The 20,685-nt window shown below is 49.2% G+C and carries 17 protein-coding genes; 10 read left to right on the forward strand and 7 right to left on the reverse strand.

The genetic code is table 11. From position 1 onward, the window contains the following. Window positions 1-90 precede the first annotated feature (90 nt). Entirely contained in the window at window positions 91-948 is an 858-nt protein-coding gene (locus tag AC2T0J_RS05130) for a Dam family site-specific DNA-(adenine-N6)-methyltransferase (protein ID WP_489809086.1), read from the forward strand. A gap of 19 nt (window positions 949-967) precedes the next feature. Here AC2T0J_RS05130 and AC2T0J_RS05135 read toward each other — a convergent pair whose 3' ends face one another. From AC2T0J_RS05135 to AC2T0J_RS05145, 3 genes are all read right to left on the reverse strand, one after another. Next, window positions 968-1,159, reverse strand: coding sequence for a DUF2970 domain-containing protein (locus tag AC2T0J_RS05135; RefSeq protein ID WP_489809087.1), 192 nt, complete (start codon window positions 1,157-1,159; stop codon window positions 968-970). Between the two features lie 21 nt (window positions 1,160-1,180). After that, window positions 1,181-1,438, reverse strand: a complete 258-nt coding sequence (locus tag AC2T0J_RS05140; RefSeq protein ID WP_489809088.1) for a hypothetical protein — start codon at window positions 1,436-1,438, stop codon at window positions 1,181-1,183. A gap of 154 nt (window positions 1,439-1,592) precedes the next feature. Beyond that, window positions 1,593-2,321: a TorF family putative porin gene (locus AC2T0J_RS05145; protein WP_489809089.1), complete on the reverse strand. Its 729-nt coding sequence runs from the start codon at window positions 2,319-2,321 to the stop codon at window positions 1,593-1,595. 429 nt (window positions 2,322-2,750) lie between these two features. Here AC2T0J_RS05145 and rpe point away from each other — a divergent pair, with 429 nt between their 5' ends. The 8 genes from rpe (at window position 2,751) to AC2T0J_RS05185 (ending at window position 11,362) form a co-directional block, all read left to right on the forward strand. After that, window positions 2,751-3,428, forward strand: coding sequence for a ribulose-phosphate 3-epimerase (rpe, locus tag AC2T0J_RS05150; RefSeq protein ID WP_489809090.1), 678 nt, complete (start codon window positions 2,751-2,753; stop codon window positions 3,426-3,428). A gap of 25 nt (window positions 3,429-3,453) precedes the next feature. Then, window positions 3,454-4,461, forward strand: a complete 1,008-nt coding sequence (gene trpS, locus AC2T0J_RS05155; RefSeq protein ID WP_489809091.1) for a tryptophan--tRNA ligase — start codon at window positions 3,454-3,456, stop codon at window positions 4,459-4,461. Window positions 4,462-4,477: 16 nt separating this feature from the next. Next, complete coding sequence (locus AC2T0J_RS05160; protein WP_489809092.1) at window positions 4,478-5,131, forward strand: anthranilate synthase component II; 654 nt, start codon at window positions 4,478-4,480, stop codon at window positions 5,129-5,131. A 111-nt stretch (window positions 5,132-5,242) separates the two neighbouring features. Continuing rightward, window positions 5,243-6,403: an HDOD domain-containing protein gene (locus AC2T0J_RS05165; protein ID WP_489809093.1), complete on the forward strand. Its 1,161-nt coding sequence runs from the start codon at window positions 5,243-5,245 to the stop codon at window positions 6,401-6,403. A 359-nt stretch (window positions 6,404-6,762) separates the two neighbouring features. Continuing rightward, window positions 6,763-7,971 carry an aspartate aminotransferase family protein gene (locus tag AC2T0J_RS05170; RefSeq protein ID WP_489809094.1) on the forward strand — a complete coding sequence of 403 codons (1,209 nt, stop codon included), beginning with the start codon at window positions 6,763-6,765 and terminating at the stop codon, window positions 7,969-7,971. Window positions 7,972-7,988: 17 nt separating this feature from the next. Continuing rightward, entirely contained in the window at window positions 7,989-9,026 is a 1,038-nt protein-coding gene (gene astA / locus AC2T0J_RS05175) for an arginine N-succinyltransferase (protein WP_489809095.1), read from the forward strand. A 38-nt stretch (window positions 9,027-9,064) separates the two neighbouring features. Continuing rightward, window positions 9,065-10,540: a succinylglutamate-semialdehyde dehydrogenase gene (gene astD / locus AC2T0J_RS05180; RefSeq protein ID WP_489809096.1), complete on the forward strand. Its 1,476-nt coding sequence runs from the start codon at window positions 9,065-9,067 to the stop codon at window positions 10,538-10,540. 15 nt (window positions 10,541-10,555) lie between these two features. Next, the gene (locus AC2T0J_RS05185) at window positions 10,556-11,362 is read left to right on the forward strand and encodes a DUF1338 domain-containing protein (RefSeq protein WP_489809097.1); all 807 of its coding nucleotides are present in this window, start codon (window positions 10,556-10,558) and stop codon (window positions 11,360-11,362) included. A 47-nt stretch (window positions 11,363-11,409) separates the two neighbouring features. Here AC2T0J_RS05185 and AC2T0J_RS05190 read toward each other — a convergent pair whose 3' ends face one another. The 3 genes from AC2T0J_RS05190 to parC form a co-directional block, all read right to left on the reverse strand. Further along, window positions 11,410-13,557, reverse strand: a complete 2,148-nt coding sequence (locus tag AC2T0J_RS05190; protein WP_489809098.1) for a putative bifunctional diguanylate cyclase/phosphodiesterase — start codon at window positions 13,555-13,557, stop codon at window positions 11,410-11,412. A gap of 5 nt (window positions 13,558-13,562) precedes the next feature. After that, on the reverse strand, window positions 13,563-14,105 hold the full coding sequence (locus AC2T0J_RS05195) for a heme NO-binding domain-containing protein (protein WP_489809099.1): 543 nt from the start codon (window positions 14,103-14,105) through the stop codon (window positions 13,563-13,565). A 158-nt stretch (window positions 14,106-14,263) separates the two neighbouring features. Next, the gene (gene parC, locus AC2T0J_RS05200) at window positions 14,264-16,516 is read right to left on the reverse strand and encodes a DNA topoisomerase IV subunit A (protein ID WP_489809100.1); all 2,253 of its coding nucleotides are present in this window, start codon (window positions 16,514-16,516) and stop codon (window positions 14,264-14,266) included. A gap of 229 nt (window positions 16,517-16,745) precedes the next feature. On the opposite strand from parC, the gene AC2T0J_RS05205 reads away from it, so the two are divergent. Further along, complete coding sequence (locus AC2T0J_RS05205) at window positions 16,746-19,883, forward strand: hybrid sensor histidine kinase/response regulator (RefSeq protein WP_489809101.1); 3,138 nt, start codon at window positions 16,746-16,748, stop codon at window positions 19,881-19,883. Here AC2T0J_RS05205 and AC2T0J_RS05210 read toward each other — a convergent pair. After that, entirely contained in the window at window positions 19,880-20,569 is a 690-nt protein-coding gene (locus AC2T0J_RS05210) for a DUF2982 domain-containing protein (protein ID WP_489809102.1), read from the reverse strand. The two genes, AC2T0J_RS05205 and AC2T0J_RS05210, sit on opposite strands and share 4 nt — an antisense overlap. Window positions 20,570-20,685: the final 116 nt, after the last annotated feature.

A 20,685-nucleotide genomic window follows, 5' to 3' on the forward strand; every position in this document is an offset into this window, starting at 1 on the left:
TACCGGGTGCGGGATGCTGGGTGTTGTGAGTGTTGTTCACAATATCCCCAATAATAAAAATCATAGCGTCAGTGAGTAGTTACCAACATAATGGCCGTCAGTAAACACCGGGCTTTCCTCAAATGGGCAGGAGGCAAATACAGCCTGGTTGAACAAATCAATGCACACCTGCCAGAGGGAAAGAAGCTCATTGAGCCTTTCGTTGGCGCAGGGTCGGTGTTTCTCAATTCGGACTTTCAGCACTATGTGCTCAATGACATTAATCCGGACCTGATTAATCTCTACAATCTATTAAAAGCACAACCGGACCCACTCATTAATGATCTTAAAGACTTTTTTTCGCCCCATCATAACAGCGAAAAAATTTACTATGGCCTGCGTGAAGAGTTTAATCAGACCAGTGATGAATACTACCGGGCTCTGTTGTTCGTGTATTTGAACCGACACGGCTACAATGGCTTGTGCCGTTACAGTCTGAAAGGTCGGTTTAATGTGCCATTTGGCCGGTATAAACGCCCCTACTTTCCCGAGCGCGAGATGTTTGTGTTCGCCGAAAAGGCGCAAAAGGCCAGGTTCACCTGCTTACCCTTTGAGAAAGTATTTCAGCATGCCCGTAAAGGCAGCGTGATTTATTGCGACCCCCCTTATGCCCCAATTAGTAAAACGGCTCTGTTTACCAGTTACGCTGCCAAGCAGTTCAGCTTATCCTGTCAGCACAAGCTGGCTACGCTGGCTCAGCGTGCCGCGTTTAAACGAAACATTCCTGTGCTAATTTCAAACCATGATTTACCCATGACACGGCAAATGTATTATGGCGCGCAGATCACAACACTGAATGTAAAACGTTCAATCAGCCAGAAAGGCAGTGCGCGTAAACCGGTCAGTGAATTGCTGGCGCTATTTCAACACAAGCCTGTATACCCCATCACAGCGGCAGACGACGTCTAGTTATTACGCTTCGTCAAACTCAGGGCGTTAGCCAGTTGACCAAAGCAACTAAGCCAAGTACCAGTAATATGACAAACACAATGCCGACAACGATAAAGGGGGCAATAGTTGTTTGGGCGAAATCCTGCTGATATTTTTGTTGGCTCTGAACGCCAAAGGCACTGGCCAGTACGCTTTGTACAACTTTTAAAAAACCAGGCTTGTTTGCCACGTGTCTGAGCACAGCGAGCCGTTACTCGCTGTCCTTACCTTTGTGGCGGGAGAGTAGTTCAAGAAGATCGAGGAAATGGAAACGGTACGAGGTAGAGCGGCCGGTTAGCCAGCTAACCCAGCTGACTTGCTCAGCCTCATCCAGAACATTACTCACACGGCTTTCCAGACAATCTGCCTCTGGCGATCCCACGCTCAGGTTAAAACTGCCCACGGTTAACGCCAGAGCAAATACTGCCCCTGTTACCCGCCAGTTCAAGCTTTTCTTTAGCTTTGTCATACTGAAAACCATTCCAGAATAAAATCCATTGGTGTAATTATAATCAGTCTGTTACATCTGGCAATTAAAATTTTAACCCAAAGTACAAAGGCCACACTAACGTGTGGCCTTTGCGTGCACAAAACATAAACACTGTGAAAGTGTTAAAGGTCTCTTACAGTTCGAAATCGACTGAGTAAGAAACAGTGTATTTGATTGAGTCATTATCACGCTCTGGCGTGTTTGCGAAATCATCATTGTCGTCTAAATCAGTACCACTGATCATAAACGCAAAGCCGTCTTTGGAAATGGTTACACCATAATCAATATAAGCGTCTGTTACGCCATTAAATGATTCAGCAAAATCACCTTGGTGATGACCTACATGAAGACCTATTTCTGTGCCACTCTCCATTGCAATACCGTAATCAAGTGACAAGTAAGTTGCTTTACCAAAACCGAAGTCTTCACCCGGACCTTCATCTGGCTCAGCATTGGCTAAAACAGATAATGTCGCACTAAACGCGCCATAACCGATGCTACCGTAAATTTCACCGAAGTCATAACCAGCGTTTTCGTCATAGTTGTAGTACAGGTAACCTACGTCGTAGCTGATATCACCTGCTTCACCGGCATAACCAAAGTAAATGTCATGCTCATAAGAGTAGGCGTCAGACTCTTCATACTTAACATTAGATGCCCAGGTACCTGCATAGAATCCGCTATCACTGGCGTAATCGATACCACCTTGAACCGCGGCTTCGTTCATGGTCTGAGTCAGACCACGCCAGATGTAGTTATTAGTGACGCTTACGTTACCAGACAAGCTATCAGCCAGTACAGCTTGTGAAGAAAGGCAAGAGCCAACAACGGCTAGAGTTACCAGTGTTTTATTAAATTTCATGTGTGTTCTCCGTATAAATCACATATATATAAGTGTTATTATTTATAATCACTTTTCTGTCTTTATTTTTATTTTTGTGATGTCGGTATACGCAAAACTAGTGCCCAATTAGTCGCCATGTGCCAATCGACCACTCGAACTTAATAAATTGCTGTTTTAAATGCACTTTTATTCACATTCTTTACAGCATAAAAATCTTAAAAAGCCCTTTCACACAGTCAATTAACACCAATCTGCACCAAAAAGAAGCAAAGTCACCGTTAAGGTGCGAGATAAGCCCTTTTGCCAGTTACGATAATCCGCTAAAATATAGCTCACTAAATACGCTGGCCAAGTGTTTGTTTTGTCGTACATATCACATAACAACAGCGCTTCTCATCACTCGCCCGGTATTACTCTGTTTCCCTACACCGTCTATAAGGGTTAATCATGCAACGATTCCTGATAGCACCGTCGATACTTTCGGCGGATTTTGCCCGTCTGGGTGATGATGTACAGCGCGTGCTCGACGCCGGCGCTGACGTGGTCCACTTTGATGTAATGGACAATCACTACGTACCCAACCTGACCTTCGGGCCGATGATCTGTTCTGCGTTACGTGACTATGGCATTACTGCGCCTATAGATGTGCACTTGATGGTATCGCCGGTGGATGACTTAATCAGTCAGTTTGCCGATGCTGGCGCCAGTTATATCAGCTTCCACCCGGAAGCCAGCCAGCATGTAGACCGCAGCCTGCAACTCATCGCCGATAAAGGTTGTCAGCCAGGCCTGGTATTTAATCCGGCAACGCCCTTGCACTATCTCGACTACGTGATGGATAAATTACACCACATTTTATTAATGTCGGTGAACCCGGGGTTTGGCGGCCAGTCATTTATCCCCGGCACGTTGGAAAAGCTGCAAGAAGTTAAAGCCCGAATCGACGCATCCGGCCAAAACATCCGTTTGGAAGTTGACGGCGGAGTTAAAGTCGATAATATCGCAGCCATTGCCGCTGCCGGTGCCGATATGTTTGTCGCCGGTTCAGCAATCTTCAATCAGCCGGACTATGCTGCCGTTATCCAGCAAATGCGTGACAAACTGGCAACAGTGTCTTCTAAGTAATTAAGTGTGAATAGGTAAACAAGTAATGAGCGCAAAACCAATCGTATTAAGTGGCTGTCAGCCTTCCGGACAGCTTACCCTGGGTAACTATATGGGTGCGCTGAAGCAGTGGGTCTCCATGCAGGAAACTCACGACTGTCTTTATATGATTGTAGATTTGCATGCCATAACGGTGCGTCAGGACCCGGCCAAACTGAAAGAAGCCTGTCTGGACGGCCTGGCACTGTATCTTGCTTGCGGCATCGACCCAACCAAAAGCACATTGTTTATGCAGTCTCATGTGCCTGAGCACGCGCAACTTTCCTGGGTGTTGAACTGCTTTACCCAAATGGGTGAACTAAACCGCATGACCCAGTTCAAGGATAAATCGGCCCGTAATACCAACAATATCAATGTTGGCTTGTATAGCTACCCGGTATTGCAGGCTGCCGATATCCTGCTCTACCAGGCTAATGAGGTGCCGGTAGGTGAAGACCAGAAGCAGCACCTGGAGCTCACCCGCGACATCGCTACCCGATTTAACAACATATACGGCGACACCTTCCGTATCCCGGAGCCCTATATTCCTGAATTCGGTGCCCGCATTATGAGCTTGCAGGAGCCGGATAAGAAAATGTCTAAATCAGACACCAACCCGAATAACTTTATCGGCTTGCTGGAAGATCCGAAAAAAGTCGCCAAGAAAATTAAACGTGCAGTGACTGACTCAGACGAGCAGGCTCGTATTTATTTTGACTGGACTGAAAAGCCAGGGGTGACGAACTTACTCACACTCCTGTCACTGGCTACCGGCAAAACCGTTAATGAGCTGGTACCAGCATACGAAGATAAAATGTACGGTCATTTAAAATCAGACGTAGCCGATGCCGTGGTCGCACTGATTGAACCTCTGCAGGAACGGTATAAAGCCCTGCGCGCCGATCGTGGTTATCTTGATGAAGTGATGCACCAGGGCGCAGAGAAAGCCCAGGTTCGGGCGGCCGCCACCCTAAAGGCCACCTACGATGCGCTGGGTTTTATTGCTAAGCCCTGAAGCAGCCGATTAAACCTTGATACTACTGATCGATAATTACGACTCTTTTAGTCACAACCTGGCAAGATATTTTCAGGAGCTGGGTTGTGCACTGCAGGTAGTGCGTAACGATGCTATTACTGTGGCCGATATCGATCCGGCAAAGGTTCAGGCTATTGTGATTTCCCCAGGCCCCTGCACGCCTAATGAATCAGGTGTCAGCCTGGAGATAATCCGCCATTTTGCCGGTCATATTCCCATCATGGGCGTGTGCCTTGGTCATCAGGCTATCGGCCAGGTTTTTGGTGCCAGGATTACCAATGCCTTACAGGTACGCCATGGCAAACTCTCTGGTGTGAAGCATAACGGCGACAGCTTATTTAACAATATCCCCGAACACTTTGTGGTAACCCGCTACCATTCCCTAATCATTGATCCCGCTACCATCCCAGGATGTCTGCAGGTGGTCGCCTGGAGCGATGACGGTGAAACACCGGAAATCATGGCAATAAAACATCAGCATTTACCCGTCTGGGGCGTTCAGTACCATCCAGAGTCATTACTCACAGAATATGGCCACCAAATTCTGCTAAACTTTCTGTTACTGGCTAAGGTTGTACAATCCGATGCCGATATTAATTGTGTATCAGAATTTAACGGTGAGCTCGTTTCTCTGAACAACGCGGTGTAAGTCATTCTTTTTTTCGACGGTCTGATTACCTTTACAAACACAAACATGTCCTATCCTTAGCATTATAAGACGTTTAAGGTTCAGGTATTACATGGATGGAACGGAATTGACATGGTAGAGCGGTTATTGACCCCTCCAGCTTTTGCTAAACGATTTGATTATTTATTGCTGGCTCCTGAACTGGCCAAAGCAATGGTTGGTCGTCGCGCTCCCGGCGAGGTCAGCTACGCGGAATCAGAGCAAAGCTTTACCCGCCGTCAGTTGCTCAAAGTCGAAAAGGACGCCATCAAAAACAAGCTGGAAACCGCCAAGATACAGGCCAATTATGTGCAACAAATTAACCAGCAGTTGCACTCAGTTATTGATAAGAAGTTACTGCAAACCCTGGCTGATACTCAGGATGTGTGTGAAAACCTGCTGAACTGGTCAGAACATACCACCGACCTGATTGATTTACTGGCCTCGCCGTCGGCAACGATCAGTAAGGTTGAAGCCATCGCTGTCAATATTCCCTGGCTTGTCGATGAGCTGCTCAAACAGGTAAACCAGCCTCAATACCGACGCCGCGACGCCCGTGACGATGTGATAGCAGTCGATACCCTTAAGACAGCTCTGAGTTTCATCGGTATCGACAACGTAAAGCGGGTCATTCCCGCGTTAATTTATAAACAAACTTTGCCCCAGATAAGCGACCCTTTCCCTCAAATTAAACACAAGGTCTGGGAATACAGCCTGATATGTGCAAGAACGGCTCAAACCATTGCCAGCAGTTACAAGGTTAAACCTTTTGAAGCTTATACACTGACTCTCTTCAGCCAGTTAGGTCGCAGTGCCATTATCAAATTGTATTTTCGTTTGTTCGAACAGGTTCATCTGGACTTTTTACGCCATGCACAAAAGGCTAAATTACGTGATTTGCACTCAGCGCTGATTCAACTGGTACCGGATCCGAAACGCTTGCTGCCATTGATTGATGAACACAGCGACAAAGCCGCCCTGCACTTGTTTGAATACATGGTATTTAAGCGCCTCGACTATACCAGTGCCATGCAGCAGGTCTTACAGGACGTACTGCCGGATGATGCCGACCCACTCACACGCGTATTGCAACAATCCCGCTATTACGCCAAGTACCGGATGTTAAAAGACAACAATCTGTTTCTTGAAGATGAAAGTGAAAAGTTCATTGCAGGTTGTGCGATTGCGCCGGATTTACTGCAACAACTGAATACTCAGACGCTCCACCAACTGCCTATTCTGACCGATCTGTGAGCAATCAAAACAGCAGAACACCGCGATAAAGCCAAACACTGCACTAATTCCATCGATTCATAATCATTCAGCCGTAAAGTATGTTTTACAGGCCAAAATCTGACTATAACCAGCATGGCGCAGAATGCGCCGATATTTTTGCCCCGACACCAACATATTCACATATTTGGATAGTTATTCACATTTTATGCAATAAGTGACAGACCCCTTGATTTTACTGCCTTTCAGGAAAGGTAATAGACAAGACAACAGCTTTTTATGGTGGCATACTGGAGCGCTTAAAAACGAATGAAAGCCATAAATTCGCCGGCCTCAAAGTCGCGAACTGATGGCGATAACTAACAGTTAGAGGTGAAAAAATGCAGGTAACCCGCGAAATGTTTGATCAAGTCATGGTTCCTAACTACAACCCGGCCAAAATGGTACCGGTGCGTGGTCTGGGTTCGCGAGTTTGGGATCAGGCAGGTAACGAGTTTATTGATTTCGCCGGCGGTATTGCCGTAAATGCACTGGGGCACTGTCACCCGGAGCTGGTTAATGCCTTAACTGAACAGGGTCAGAAATTATGGCACCTGAGTAACGTTTTCACCAATGAGCCTGCATTGCGACTGGCGAAAAAGCTCACTGACCATACCTTTGCTGAGCGTGTCTATTTCGCTAACTCGGGTGCAGAAGCTAACGAAGCGGCTTTGAAACTGGCCCGTCGTTACGCCCTGGAGCAATTTGGTGAACATAAACAAAAAATCATCGCATTTACGCAGGGCTTCCATGGCCGCACTTTCTTTACGGTTACCGTAGGCGGTCAACCGGCTTACTCTGATGGTTTCGGACCAAAGCCCGGCGCTGTTGAGCATTGTGATTACAACGACCTGGCAGCCTTTGAATCCCTGATTTCAGATGAAACCTGTGCGGTCATGATGGAGCCCCTGCAGGGTGAAGGCGGTATCATTTCCCCCGACCCGGCCTTTGTTAAGGGCGTTCGCGAACTGTGCGACAAGCACAACGCACTGCTGATTTTCGATGAAGTCCAATCAGGTGTAGGTCGTACCGGCCACCTTTACGCCTATATGGGCCTGGACGTGGTGCCGGATATCCTGACAAGCGCCAAGGCCCTTGGCGGCGGTTTCCCGATAGGCGCAATGCTCACCACCACAGCCATTGCCCAACACCTTAAACCAGGCACTCACGGCAGCACGTATGGTGGTAATCCGTTAGCATGCGCCGTGGCCGAGCGCACCTTTGATATTGTTAACGATCCGGTAGTACTTAACGGCGTTAAACAAAAAGAACAGCTGTTCCGTGACACCCTGGAAACCATCAATGCCAAGTACAAAGTGTTTGCCGAAATTCGTGGCAAGGGTCTGCTGTTGGGCTGCGCATTAAACGACGACTTCAAAGGCGAATCACGTAAATTCCTCGAGGCATCAACCGAGCAACAACTGATGTGTCTGGTAGCCGGCGCTAACGTAGTTCGTTTTGCTCCGTCTCTGGTTATTCCGGACGAAGACATCGCCGAGGGTCTGGCTCGTTTTGACCGTGCTATTGAGAGCGTGGTAGCGGCGCGCTAATTAACCGGGAATTGCTCATGTACATTATTCGCCCTATCCGATCGAGTGATTATGACGCCCTGTATGCAGTAGCAGAAGAATCCGGCATCGGCTTCACGTCGCTGCCGGTTAATGAGGGTCTGCTCAAACGCAAAATCGGCAAGTCACTGGACGCGTTCAGCCGCGATGTGTCGGTACCTGGCAATGAGTCGTACCTGTTCGTTATGGAAGATATCGTTACCGGCGAGGTCGTTGGTACAACGGGTATTGAAGCCGCGGTAGGCACTGACGATGCTTTTTATCACTACCACCTGGGTAAGGTGGTGCATGCTTCCCGTGAACTCAATATCCATAACACGGTTGAGATCCTTACATTTTGTAACGACTACACCGGGGTGAGCGAAATCTGCACCCTGTTCTTGCGGGAAAATGCCCGCAATGGCGTGAACGGTCGATTCTTATCCAAAGTACGGTTTTTGTTTATGGAAGAGCACCGCGAGCGTTTCGCAGAAATTGTGATTGCCGAAATGCGCGGTGTCAGCGACGAAAATGGAAGCTCGCCATTCTGGGAATGGCTTGAAGAGCACTTCTTCTCCATGGACTTCCCTACCGCAGATTACATGACCGGCATCGGTAATAAGGTGTTCATTGCCGAGCTGATGCCGAAGTATCCGATATACGTCAATCTGCTCAGCCAGGAAGCCCAGAATGTCATTGGCAAAGTTCACCAAAAGACCGAACCTGCCTTGCGTCTGCTCCAAGAAGAAGGTTTTAGTTGCCGAGGTTATGTAGACATCTTCGACGGTGGCCCTACGGTGGAAGCCCGGCTAAGCCATATCAATACCGCACAGCGTAGTCGCCGTGCGACTGTGCATATCGACGACCAGTCAGCCGCACAGGACGGCGAATTATGCTACATCATTAATACTAAAATCGCCGATTTCAGAGCGGTGGTTGCCGATCTCAGTGTCGATGAACAGACCGGCCGGGCAGTGCTTTCTCACAAAGCCGCAGCGTCGTTAGACGTGGAAGAAGGCGACTCAATTCGGTTCGCGAGTGTCAAACCCCGCAACTGATATCAATACACAATTACAACAGCATCAGGACAGAAATCATGCAACAAGCCATTCATTTTATTAATGGGCAGTGGGTTGCCGGAGAAGGTTCTCCAATTACTTCGGTCGACCCGACCAAAAATCAAACCTTCTGGCGCGGCCAGGCCGCCTCTGCTAAACAGGTAGACAGTGCCCTCAACGCCGCTCGCGAGGCGTTACCTCAATGGTCGGCCAAAACCGTTGAAGAGCGCCTGTCACTGATTAAAACATTTGCCGAATTACTGGGCGAAAACAAACAACAACTGGCAGCACTGATTGCGCAAGAAACCGGTAAGCCACTGTGGGAAACCGCCACCGAAATTGGCGCTATGATTGGCAAAATTGCCATCTCAGAAAAAGCTTACTTTGAGCGTACCGGCACGGTAGAAAACCCTATGCCAGTGGGCAAGGCATTCATTCGCCATAAGCCCCACGGTGTAGTAGCGGTTTTCGGACCGTATAACTTCCCGGGCCACCTGCCAAACGGTCACATCGTGCCAGCGCTGATCGCCGGTAATACCGTCGTGTTTAAACCGAGTGATTTAACCCCGGCTGTCGCTGAAGCTACCGTTAAACTGTGGGAGCAAGCTGGCATTCCGACAGGCGTCCTTAACCTGGTTCAGGGTGAAGTAGAAACCGGCAAAGCGCTGGCTTCACACCCTCAAATCGACGGTTTATTCTTTACCGGCAGCTCACGCACCGGGAAATTTCTGCACGAACAATTTGCCGGCCATCCGGGTAAGATCCTGGCGTTGGAAATGGGTGGCAACAATCCTCTCATCGTTACTGAGGTGGCCGACACCAAAGCCGCCGTGCATGACATCATCCAGTCGGCATTTGTGACCTCAGGACAGCGCTGCACCTGTGCCCGACGCCTGTTTATCCCTGCCAATGCGGCTGGTGATGAGTTAGTTGAAGCCCTGGTTAATGCAACCCGCAAGATTTCGGTGGGTCATTACGATGCTGAGCCACAACCGTTTATGGGTGCAATGATCAGTGCCGCGGCTGCCAAAGGGATGGTAGCAGCTCAACAGCAATTATTAGACGCTGGAGCCAAAGCACTGGAGCCGCTTAAACACCTTGATGAACAAACCGGTCTGGTAACACCGGGAATCGTGGATGTCACCACTATTGCCGACACTATGGAAGATGAAGAACACTTTGGCCCGTTACTGAAGATCATTCGCTATACCGATTTTGATACCGCCATTGCCCAGGCTAATAACACACGCTTTGGTTTATCGGCCGGACTGTTAAGCGATAACGAAGCGGATTATCAGCATTTCTTTGCTCACATCCGGGCCGGGATCGTAAACTGGAATCGCCCTATAACCGGCGCCAGCAGTGCTGCTCCTTTCGGTGGTATTGGTGAAAGTGGTAATCATCGCGCCAGTGCTTATTACGCGGCAGACTACTGCGCTTACCCGGTCGCTTCAGTAGAGCTGGATAAAGTCACTTTACCTGGCGCCCTGAACCCTGGATTAGATCTCGAATAAGGACAAAGATTCGTCATGCATAAGACAACCGATACCCTATTTTCTGCGCTCTGGAAAGATTACGTTAGCATTACACCCAGTGCGCTGCGCATTCATAAATTACTGGCGGGCGAAGAAAACAGCCCGCAAATCGTTAACGACCACGTGGCGTTTCGTACCTTTGCGCTGGATAAAACCCGACTTTCTCACCTGGCTGCTCATTTTCTGGCACTGGGTTATGAAGTAAAGGGGGACTACGATTTTAAAGCCAAAAAGGTCACCGCACAGCATTTCGAACACCCGGACCCGACGGTCCCCAAAGTGTTCATCAGCGAACTGCGGGTAGATGAGTTATCTACCGAGACACAGCGCATTATCCACGCCCTGGTAGAGCAAATGCCTGCCAGTGTGGTTAACGCCGAAAACTTTCTCTATTCAGGCCGTCACTGGCAGTTGTCAACCGAAGAGTACCAGTCGCTCATCAGCGAGTCGGAATATGCCGGTTGGCTGGCCGCGTGGGGCTTCAGAGCTAACCACTTCACCGTGAGTGTGAATCACCTGAACAATATAGACACCCTGGCCGATGTAAACACTCTGCTGAAAGAGGCCGGTTTTGTATTAAATACGTCTGGTGGAGAAATCAAAGGCGGCGAGTCAGTTTTCCTGGCTCAGTCATCTACCATGGCAGATGAGTACGAACTGGCATTCAGTGATGCCACCCTGAATATCCCCAGTTGCTTCTATGAATTTGCCCAGCGTTACACCATGCCCGATGGCAAGCTTTATCAGGGCTTTGTAGAAGCGTCTGCCGATAAGATTTTCGAAAGCACCAACGCGCGTTAACCTTCTAAAACACAGCCGGGCCAGTTACCCTCGGCTGTGTTTGCATTTTACTTCACCATACGCCAGCCCTGGGTATGTTTAAATATGAACTGCTCGTAGGGCAGTGGCTTTTCAAACAAGAAGCCCTGGTAAGCATTAATACCTATATCTTCCAATAATGGCAGGTAAGCAGAATTATCCACCCCTTCAATAATGACCTCCAGGCGTAAACTGTCGAGCATTTTGAAAACCCCTTTCAACAACGAACGCGCCCGCTCAGAAGCATCAATTCCTTTTACCAGACTGCGGTCCAGCTTTATCACATCAAAGTCAAACTTGCGCAAATAGCTAAGCGACGAAAAACCTGAACCAAAGTCGTCCAGAGCAATAACAAATCCATGCGCTTTTAATGCCGCCAACCCTTTAATGGCAGCAGCTTCATCCTGGATGAAAATCGACTCTGTGATTTCAATTTCTACCAGCTCGGGCGAAACAAAATGCTCTGCACAAATAGCCGCAGCATCATCAGCAAAGGATTCACTCAATAATTGATTAGCACTGATGTTTACCGACAGCGGCAGACTAATGCGCTCGGTCTCCAGCATGCTGATATATTCACAGGCCGACTCCAGGGCAATCAGCCCGATATCCATATCCAGACCGTGTTGCTCAGCCAGCGGAATGAATACGCAGGGGCTGACGATGCCGTGTAGTGGCGAGAACCAGCGGCATAGTAGTTCAGCACCAATCAGACTGCCCGCCACGTTATATTTGCCCTGCAAATAAAACTCCAATCCGCGGTTGCGAATGGTTCTGCGCAAATCACTGAGCAACGACACCTGTTCTTTCACATGCTCCGTGAGGCCATCGTGGTATTCAAACACACGGCCCTTACCGCTGGTTTTAGCCCGGTACATAGCCGCATCGGCATTTTGAATAATCGACTCGATACTGCTTCCATCCTCGGGATAAATGGCTATACCAATACTGGCTGACAAGGTAAGTTCGGTTTTACCGTTTTTGAAGGTCTGGTTTTCCAGGGCGTCGATCATATTCCGATTGAGCTGATGAAAGGCCTGCTTATCCAGTTCTGTGCTGGCGATAATAAACTCGTCGCCGCCCCACCGGGTAACAATAGCAGAGGCTGGAAACGTATTACCCAGCAAACGCGCAACAATCTGTAAGCATTCATCTGCGAGCTCGTGACCGGCAATATCATTGATTTGTTTAAAGTCATCAAGATCGATGAAAGACAACACGAAATGTTGTTCCTCAGCCACCAGCTTCTCCAGGGCACTGCGCAAACCTAATCGATTCTTCAAACCGGTCAGATCGTCGTGATTGACCAGTTCGTGGAATTGTTGTTCATTCTTCTTACGTTCACTGATATCTCGCAAGGTGGCGATTAAATAGGAAGAATTTTGCTGCTTTGCTTCGAATACCGCGAGTGAAACGTCAACCGCAATATCCTGATCATCCCGGGTACTGAGTAAAGTTTCAAAACTTTCCTGGCGAGTCTGATTAATTCGTTCCAAAGGCTCCCTGGCATCGCGAAGAAAATAGTCCAACCGCAGCTTTTCCGTTGTCTCAATATCACCGAGCCTGGCTAACCGCCTGAACGCTTCATTTGACTCGGTAATTTGCAAGCTGGTAGACAACACCAGCATGGGTTCGCGGGAACTGGCAAAAGCTGAAGCCATGAGCTGAAAGGACTGCTCAGTGCGGTGTTCCCGGGTTTTATCCTTAGCCATACCAACGAGATAGGTGGCGGTACCGGTTTTATCGCGTTCCAGTACCTTGCCTCGAGCACGGGTCCATTGGTAACCAGCCACCCCTCGAATCCGGCAAATCAGTTCGATATCGTCGCTTTCACCGTTAACCGCCATAGACCAGATGAGCTGAACCTGAGGCAAATCATCTGCATGGACCCGGCGCATCAGCGCGATGGCATTTTGTTTAACTTCGCGCAGCTGCTTCTGCCGTAAGCCGTATGAGCGGATGATGAAAGCATCATCCTCTGCATGCCACTCAAAATAACTCTCCTGACTGGCCCATAACGCCAGTTCAAGTTTTTCCTGGTCGCCGCGACTTGTGGTCAGCGAATCATAAAGTGCCTGGCTCTTTTCTGTGAGCAGGGTTTCGGCTTGTTTTCTAGCCGCCTTTTCCCGCTCCAGCCGTCGATTCAGGCTGGCAACACTGGCAGCGGAGGATGACATTTCATTCACGATACAATTAATTTAACGTCTATATGGTATGTGTGCGGCACTGCGGTTGGCGTAACCTGGTGCTCTGCCTGTTGCGAAAAATAGGCGCCTGCACCGTCGATAAGCCCCTCAGCAAGCGCGTAGAGATCGTGTATGGAATAGTATTCCATTTTAATACTCTCAGGAGTGCGCTCAAGCACTTTAAAAGAAGGCAGATCAGCATCCGGATATAACTTCCTGACCTGCACATGGATATCATCATCCAGACAATCGAGAATCTCCAGTACAGAGTGACGGTTGGCCATCATGTCGGCGTGACCGGCCGATAACACCGTAAACAGGTACTGACCGTATTCGTAAAGTAAATCGTTCAGTGGACGGCCGGTCTTATTTACCAGTACCAGCATAATTTTTAGCAGTTCACTGAAAGGATAATAACCAACCGCGGTAAAAGCACCGTCATTCTCCAGGTTTGCCTCAACCAACACTTCGTCGGCAAACTCCGGTGAGATATTGTTCTCGAGCATTTCCACCAGCGAGGTGAACACAATTCCGAGCATAAAGACTCTCCTTAAATCCACTATAAAGTGTAGAAGAAGTCGCTGAAAGCACACGGAAATTGCCCGATAAAATATGATTTTTAGACTAAAGGTGATAGCAGTAGAGATGTGCGCTGCAGAAAAGCACGCGCCCTGCCTGACGAGGGCGCATATACCGGTTAGATTTCAATATCGATTTGGTCAACGCGCTGTAAACCGCGAGGCAGTTTATTGCCCCGACGGCCGCGCTCCCCCTGATAGTGCACCAGATCTTCAGCGCTCAGGGTCATACTCCGTTTACCCGCGGTAATTTTTACTGCCGCGCCTTCCGGTACTACCGCGAGCACTTTGACATACTCCTCGTGGATTTGCGCCTTGGCCGATGGGATACTGATAAGCTTATTGCCCTTACCTTTACCAAGACTCGGCAGATCCCGCAATGGAAACAGCAACATACGCCCTTCGTTTGAAATAGCCATGCACCAGTCGGTCTCCAGGTTATCCACCCGCTGCGGGGCAAGCACCCTGGCACCAGTCGGCAGATTAAGGTAGGCTTTACCCGCTTTATTTTTGCTGACCATATCAGCAAACGTGCCGACGAAGCCGTAGCCAGCGTCAGAGGCCATCAGATACTTACCGTCATCGCTGCCCATCACCACATGACTAAACTGTTCTCCGGCCACCACACTGAAGCGACCGGTCAACGGCTCTCCCTGACTGCGCGCGGATGGCAAGCCATGGGCATCACAGGAGAATGCCCGCCCGGAGGTATCGATAAACACCACTGGCTGATTACTGCGTCCCTGGGCACTGGCGAGGTATTTATCCCCCGACTTATAACTTAAGGCCTCGGCATCAATATCATGTCCTTTGGCACAACGTGCCCAGCCTTTGTCCGACAACACGACGGTTACTGCTTCACTGGGTACCAGCTCTTTCTCACTCAGTGCCTTGGCTTCTGCTCGTTCAACAATAGGTGAACGGCGGTCGTCACCATAGGTTTCAGCATCTTGCAGAATTTCTTTCTTCATCAGGGTTTTTAAACGGCGGTCGGAGCCGAGTAACTGCTGCAGATGGTCACGCTCTTTTTCCAGTTCTTCCTGCTCACCCCGAATTTTCATTTCTTCGAGCTTAGCAAGGTGGCGCAGTTTTAATTCCAGGATGGCTTCGGCCTGCTTGTCACTCAGGCTAAAGCGACGCATTAACTCCGCTTTGGGCTCATCGTGAAAGCGGATAATTTCAATCACCTCGTCGATATTCAAAAAGGCAATCATTAAACCTTCAAGAATATGCAACCGGGCCAGTACCTTGTCCAATCGATACTGTAAACGACGGGTGACTGTGTCTTTCCTGAAAACCAGCCACTCGGTCAGGATTGTCCTTAAGTCTTTTACCTGCGGTCGGCCATCCAGGCCAATCATATTGAGATTAACGCGGTAACTTTTTTCCAGGTCAGTAGTGGCAAACAAATGCTGCATCAATTGCTCGGTATCAACCCGGTTAGAACGCGGCACCACCACCAGCCGGGTAGGGTTTTCATGATCCGATTCATCGCGCAGATCGCTGACCATGGGTAACTTTTTGGCTTGCATCTGGCCGGCAATCTGTTCCAGAATTTTCGCACCGGAAGACTGGTGCGGCAGCGCGGTAATGACCACATCGCCATTTTCTTCGTGATACTTAGCGCGCATCTTAATACTGCCGCGCCCGGTTTCGTAGAGCTTACGAATATCACTGCGCGGGGTAATAATTTCAGCATCGGTGGGGTAGTCAGGCCCCTGAATATCCTCGAGTAATTCATGTAACTCAGTTTTGCTGTTGTCCAGCAATCGCGCACAAGCATTAGCGACTTCACGCACGTTGTGGGGCGGAATATCGGTGGCCATACCCACTGCAATACCGGTTACGCCATTAAGCAGGATATGCGGCAAACGCGCCGGCAGCACCTGCGGTTCATTTAGCGTACCATCAAAGTTTGGGATCCAGTCGACGGTTCCCTGCCCCAGCTCTGACAACAATACTTCACTGAATTTAGACAGCCGTGCCTCGGTATAACGCATAGCGGCAAACGACTTAGGATCGTCCGGTGCCCCCCAGTTGCCCTGGCCGTCGACCAACGGATAGCGGTAAGAGAAGGGCTGGGCCATGAGGACCATAGCTTCGTAACAGGCAGAATCACCATGCGGGTGAAATTTACCCAGTACATCACCCACGGTACGGGCTGACTTTTTGTACTTGGCTGTAGAGCTCAAGCCCAGATCGGACATCGCATAGATAATACGACGCTGCACCGGTTTGAGGCCGTCACCAATATTGGGTAACGCGCGGTCCATGATGACATACATGGAGTAATTCAGATAAGCGTCTTCAGTAAATCGTCGAATGGGGAGCTGTTCGACACCGTCTTGGTTAATGGTAATTTCGTCGCTCATGGGTACTGTTTTATTCTCGTCTTATTATTTACACCAATCCGCCGGGGGAGTGTGAGTTGCCGCAATGATTCTCACCCCATTGTGAGTGAATCCGCCATGAAGCGCAATAGCTCATCTCCGTCACCCCGGGCAGATTAATCCTTATTCAATCAAGCTTTTGCAGACGAGCCAAAGTTAAGGTTTAATAAGCGTTCGGCAACCGCCACCTGTATTCAAAGGCGCACTCATTTTGAACGGCAAATTATCCGTGATCCGCTGGTTACTCCTGCTTACCTGGCTAAGTCTGCCAGTGCACGCCGGTGTGCACCTGTATGACGGGGAACAAACCCAGCTACTGGCCGACAACTTCGCTATTCAGCATGAGCAGTCTTCGCCCTTTACTATCAGTGAAATCCTTAAACGTCGTCACGAATTTATTTACCAGGCCGACAATAATCCCAACTATGGCTTCAGCGATAAAGGTCTGTGGCTACATGCTGAGCTGTCGAACCTGTCGCACTACAGTGACTGGGTTTTCTCATTAAACTTCAGTCAGCTCGATACGGTTGATTTTTACCTGGTGATTAACAACGAGGTGGTATCACAAAGTCACCAGGGTAAGTTGCAGCGCGAACAGCTTTACCGCGTTCCAACCTTTAATACCAGTATCCCCATTGGTGAAGAAGCAGAACTGTTTATCCGCGTACAAAGCGATTCCTCCAGCCTGATAGCGCCGATTTATGTTATGTCTGAGACGGCAGAAATACGCATCAGCCAGATAGATAACCTCATCTGGGGCTTGTTCTATGGCGGGCTGTTCATACTGGCCATCTACAACCTGGTGCTCTATTTTGGCTCCCGGGAGCCAAGCCTGATTGCTTATGTAGCTTATATTGTCACTGTGCTGGTCTGGCAATTTGTCTGGGGCGGCCATATCGACTTTTTCTTTTCTGATACCTTGTCACCGCTGCTATCTCCCTATACGTCGCTGATTTTCTCATTGATAGGCATCAGTTCCGGCGTTTTCTCGCTGATATTTCTGGACACCAAAACAAACTCACCGTCCATTCATCCGGTGGTAGTGGCTTTTTTATGGTTACAGGGCTTGATGGGGCTGACCACGCTGGTCAATATCTTCCCACCGGTTTGGGAGCATAACCTGGTTTATGGCATTGGTATGTTGTCGATTACCAGTTACATTGCAGCGGGCTTTGAAGCCTATGGAAAACGCTACCGACCGGCGCGCTATTTTATTTATGCCTGGGGTATTCTGGCCACCGGCGCCATCGTAGGCATGCTTAGTCTGGTGGGGATTTTGCCGTCCAATCTGCTTACCACCTATTGTTTTCAGGTGGCGGTCTTTTGTGAAGCAGGCCTCTTTTCCATTGCGCTGATGGAGAAGAGCCGCAGCCAGCTTGAAAACGAAGTCAGCCAGGCCACCGACGAACTGCGCCACAATATGGAGCTAATAGAAGAGCAAAATGCACGGCTCGATATCGCCCGTAAAGACGCCATTAAAGCCAGTAATGTAAAGTCACAATTCCTGGCCAATATGAGTCACGAGATCCGCACACCTCTGAACGCCATTTTAGGTTTCAGTAAAGAGCTCACTAACCTGACGCTGCCGGTTGATAAAATGGAACAGGTAAGGATCATCAACACTGCAGCCGATAACCTGCTCACCATTGTTAATGACGTGCTGGATTTCTCAAAAATCGAAGCCGGTAAACTGCAAATCAACAATCAGCCCTTCTCACCCAACTCTTTGATTGAAGAGATGGTGACCATTATGTCTAAGTCAGCACATATGAAAGGGCTGGAGTTTATTCTCGAACTGGGCCCATTACCGGAAAAGTTAATTGGTGACGTCTTCCGTATCCGCCAAATCCTTAACAACCTGTTGAGTAATGCCCTGAAGTTTACTTCGTCTGGCTATATCAAACTGGCCGTTGCAGGTAAGGCACTGCAACACGGTATTCATGAGCTGGAAATTAAGGTCGAGGATACCGGCATTGGTATTAGCCGCAAGGATAAAAACAAACTGTTCAGTGCATTTTCACAGATCGATGACGCGCTCAACCGCAGCTACCAGGGTACTGGCCTGGGCCTTGTAATCTGTCAGGAACTGGTTAAATTAATGCGCGGCCACCTGGCGCTTAAAACAGCACCGGGACAAGGCAGTACCTTTACCGTGGTGCTGCGAACCAACCAGTTAAGCCAGCGTTACGCGCTCTCACCATTACCTGAGTGGCTTAACAAACGGGTATTAATTTTTGATCCGCATCCGGAGAGCCGCCGCGCCAGTGCGCAAATGATGATTAGCCTGGGGGCCAGGGTGTATTGCGTGGAATCCATCGCCCATCTTAAGTTCCTTCAAGAAGAATTTGATTACCTGTTTGCTACCCTGCCAACATTGAAAAAAACCGATCGTGAGCAGATGCTCGAAGCATTATGTGTATTTAACGCCACCAAGCGGGTTTTATGGTATTCGGGCGACGAGCCACTGACAGATTACCCAGCCTATATCGAAGACTTTGAGGCTCAGGTGAGAATGCCACTAACCATTACCAAACTGGACGGGATTGTCCACGGCAACATTAAAGAGAAAGCGTCCACCCAGCAAAGCAAACTCAACACCCTGCCTAAAGCCCGCATTCTGGCGGTGGACGATATGGACATGAACCTCAAACTGCTGGATACCTGGCTGGCTGACTCACCAGTGCAACTAACCCTATCCACCAGTGGTCAGGACTCGGTAAATCGCTGTAAAAATGAAGAGTTTGATTTAATCCTGATGGACGTGCAGATGCCGGGGATGGATGGGATTCAGGCGACCCGGCACATTCGCAAAACGCCGCTTAATGCAGGCACGCCGATTATAGCCGTAACTGCCCATGCTTTTAAGGAAGAACAGGAACGCCTGCTGTCATCGGGCATGGAAGACTACCTGCCCAAACCCATTGAGTTTTCAACCCTTATCACCCTTATCAAACGCTGGTGTCAGGGCGTGGACAGCAGTGCAATGGCACTGCCGACGCTGGACTGGCAGCTTGCTCTGAAACGAGCCAATCAAAACCGGGATTTAGCAATGGAACTGTTGGGTGAGTTTATCGCTCATTTACCGCAGGCTACCGAAGTAATAAGAAGCCAGTGGGATGCCCGCCATTACAAAGGAGTGCAGGACGAAATTCACCGTTTGCACGGGGCCTGTTGCTATACCGGTGTCCCTAAGCTCCAGGCGCTGGCCAATGAGATGGAGTCAGCCCTTAAACTGGGCAATCATTACGAAGTAGCAGAGATGCTGCCAACCATCATTCTGGAGTGCGAAATCGCTGCAGCCCAGGCCAATAAATTTATTCAGGACAACAGCACGTTTAATTCCAACTAGGCGGGATCCCGCAATCGTGCCACCTGACATTCGCGTAAAAGTCCGACAAACTCGCCTGGCTCGCGGTCTAACTCGCTGGCAGAAATAAACACATCATACCCCAGTGCCTTTCTCACGGCTGTCATGCGATTAGCTAGAATTGCCTTGATACCGGTTAGGGTCTGGCCGTTTTCCAACACGAAGGGTTTATCTTCAAATAAACTGCTGCTGTAGCAGCCACCCGTCGAACAGGACTTATCCTGAGCGTGTACCATCAGTGGCCGTTGTTCAATAATGATGTGCGACGCCAGACGTGGCGAGATGGTCAGTAAAAATTCGTCGTACCGTTTTAATTTAAAGCCCACCAGCTCCAGGGTGTCATGGCCCAGCCCGCGATTAACCCGGGGACAATCTACCCGCTGAATATCATCCCAGGCAATATGCCATTGACCGCAGCGATGCTGGTAGCTCACTTTATCACGACTAATGGCCAGACTATGCGGTGGTTCCCGCAGTTTAAACCAGCCCACTAACATAGTTACGATGCCACCACTTACCGCAAAGATAAGGGGTAAAAACACCCAGTCAGGGCTCATACTCAACGCCACCGAAGCAATCAGCAATACGGCCATACCAATCAGCAGTGTGGTCAGGCCGTTGCGTTTGGCCGTAGAACGGATAAAGATATAATCATCGCTGGAAGACATAGAAATACACCACAAACATTAATACTGTCCAAATCACATACAGACGCATACGTTGACAGAACGGGCAGTTTGTTGACCACCACCCAGCCTTGTTCTGGCCTCCCTCCCGAGTGGGC

The organism is Alteromonas sp. ISO5, assembly GCF_058105165.1.

What these genes read in the sequence shown, in the direction of transcription:
- AC2T0J_RS05190 (WP_489809098.1), bottom strand. Translation starts at nt 13,557, where the DNA reads ATGTCATCCTCCGCTGCCAGTGTTGCCAGCCTGAATCGACGGCTGGAG.
- parC (WP_489809100.1), bottom strand. Translation starts at nt 16,516, where the DNA reads ATGAGCGACGAAATTACCATTAACCAAGACGGTGTCGAACAGCTCCCC.
- trpS (WP_489809091.1), top strand. Translation starts at nt 3,454, where the DNA reads ATGAGCGCAAAACCAATCGTATTAAGTGGCTGTCAGCCTTCCGGACAG.
- AC2T0J_RS05130 (WP_489809086.1), top strand. Translation starts at nt 91, where the DNA reads ATGGCCGTCAGTAAACACCGGGCTTTCCTCAAATGGGCAGGAGGCAAA.
- AC2T0J_RS05145 (WP_489809089.1), bottom strand. Translation starts at nt 2,321, where the DNA reads ATGAAATTTAATAAAACACTGGTAACTCTAGCCGTTGTTGGCTCTTGC.
- AC2T0J_RS05170 (WP_489809094.1), top strand. Translation starts at nt 6,763, where the DNA reads ATGCAGGTAACCCGCGAAATGTTTGATCAAGTCATGGTTCCTAACTAC.
- AC2T0J_RS05210 (WP_489809102.1), bottom strand. Translation starts at nt 20,569, where the DNA reads ATGTCTTCCAGCGATGATTATATCTTTATCCGTTCTACGGCCAAACGC.
- AC2T0J_RS05140 (WP_489809088.1), bottom strand. Translation starts at nt 1,438, where the DNA reads ATGACAAAGCTAAAGAAAAGCTTGAACTGGCGGGTAACAGGGGCAGTA.
- AC2T0J_RS05195 (WP_489809099.1), bottom strand. Translation starts at nt 14,105, where the DNA reads ATGCTCGGAATTGTGTTCACCTCGCTGGTGGAAATGCTCGAGAACAAT.
- astA (WP_489809095.1), top strand. Translation starts at nt 7,989, where the DNA reads ATGTACATTATTCGCCCTATCCGATCGAGTGATTATGACGCCCTGTAT.
- astD (WP_489809096.1), top strand. Translation starts at nt 9,065, where the DNA reads ATGCAACAAGCCATTCATTTTATTAATGGGCAGTGGGTTGCCGGAGAA.
- rpe (WP_489809090.1), top strand. Translation starts at nt 2,751, where the DNA reads ATGCAACGATTCCTGATAGCACCGTCGATACTTTCGGCGGATTTTGCC.
- AC2T0J_RS05165 (WP_489809093.1), top strand. Translation starts at nt 5,243, where the DNA reads ATGGTAGAGCGGTTATTGACCCCTCCAGCTTTTGCTAAACGATTTGAT.
- AC2T0J_RS05185 (WP_489809097.1), top strand. Translation starts at nt 10,556, where the DNA reads ATGCATAAGACAACCGATACCCTATTTTCTGCGCTCTGGAAAGATTAC.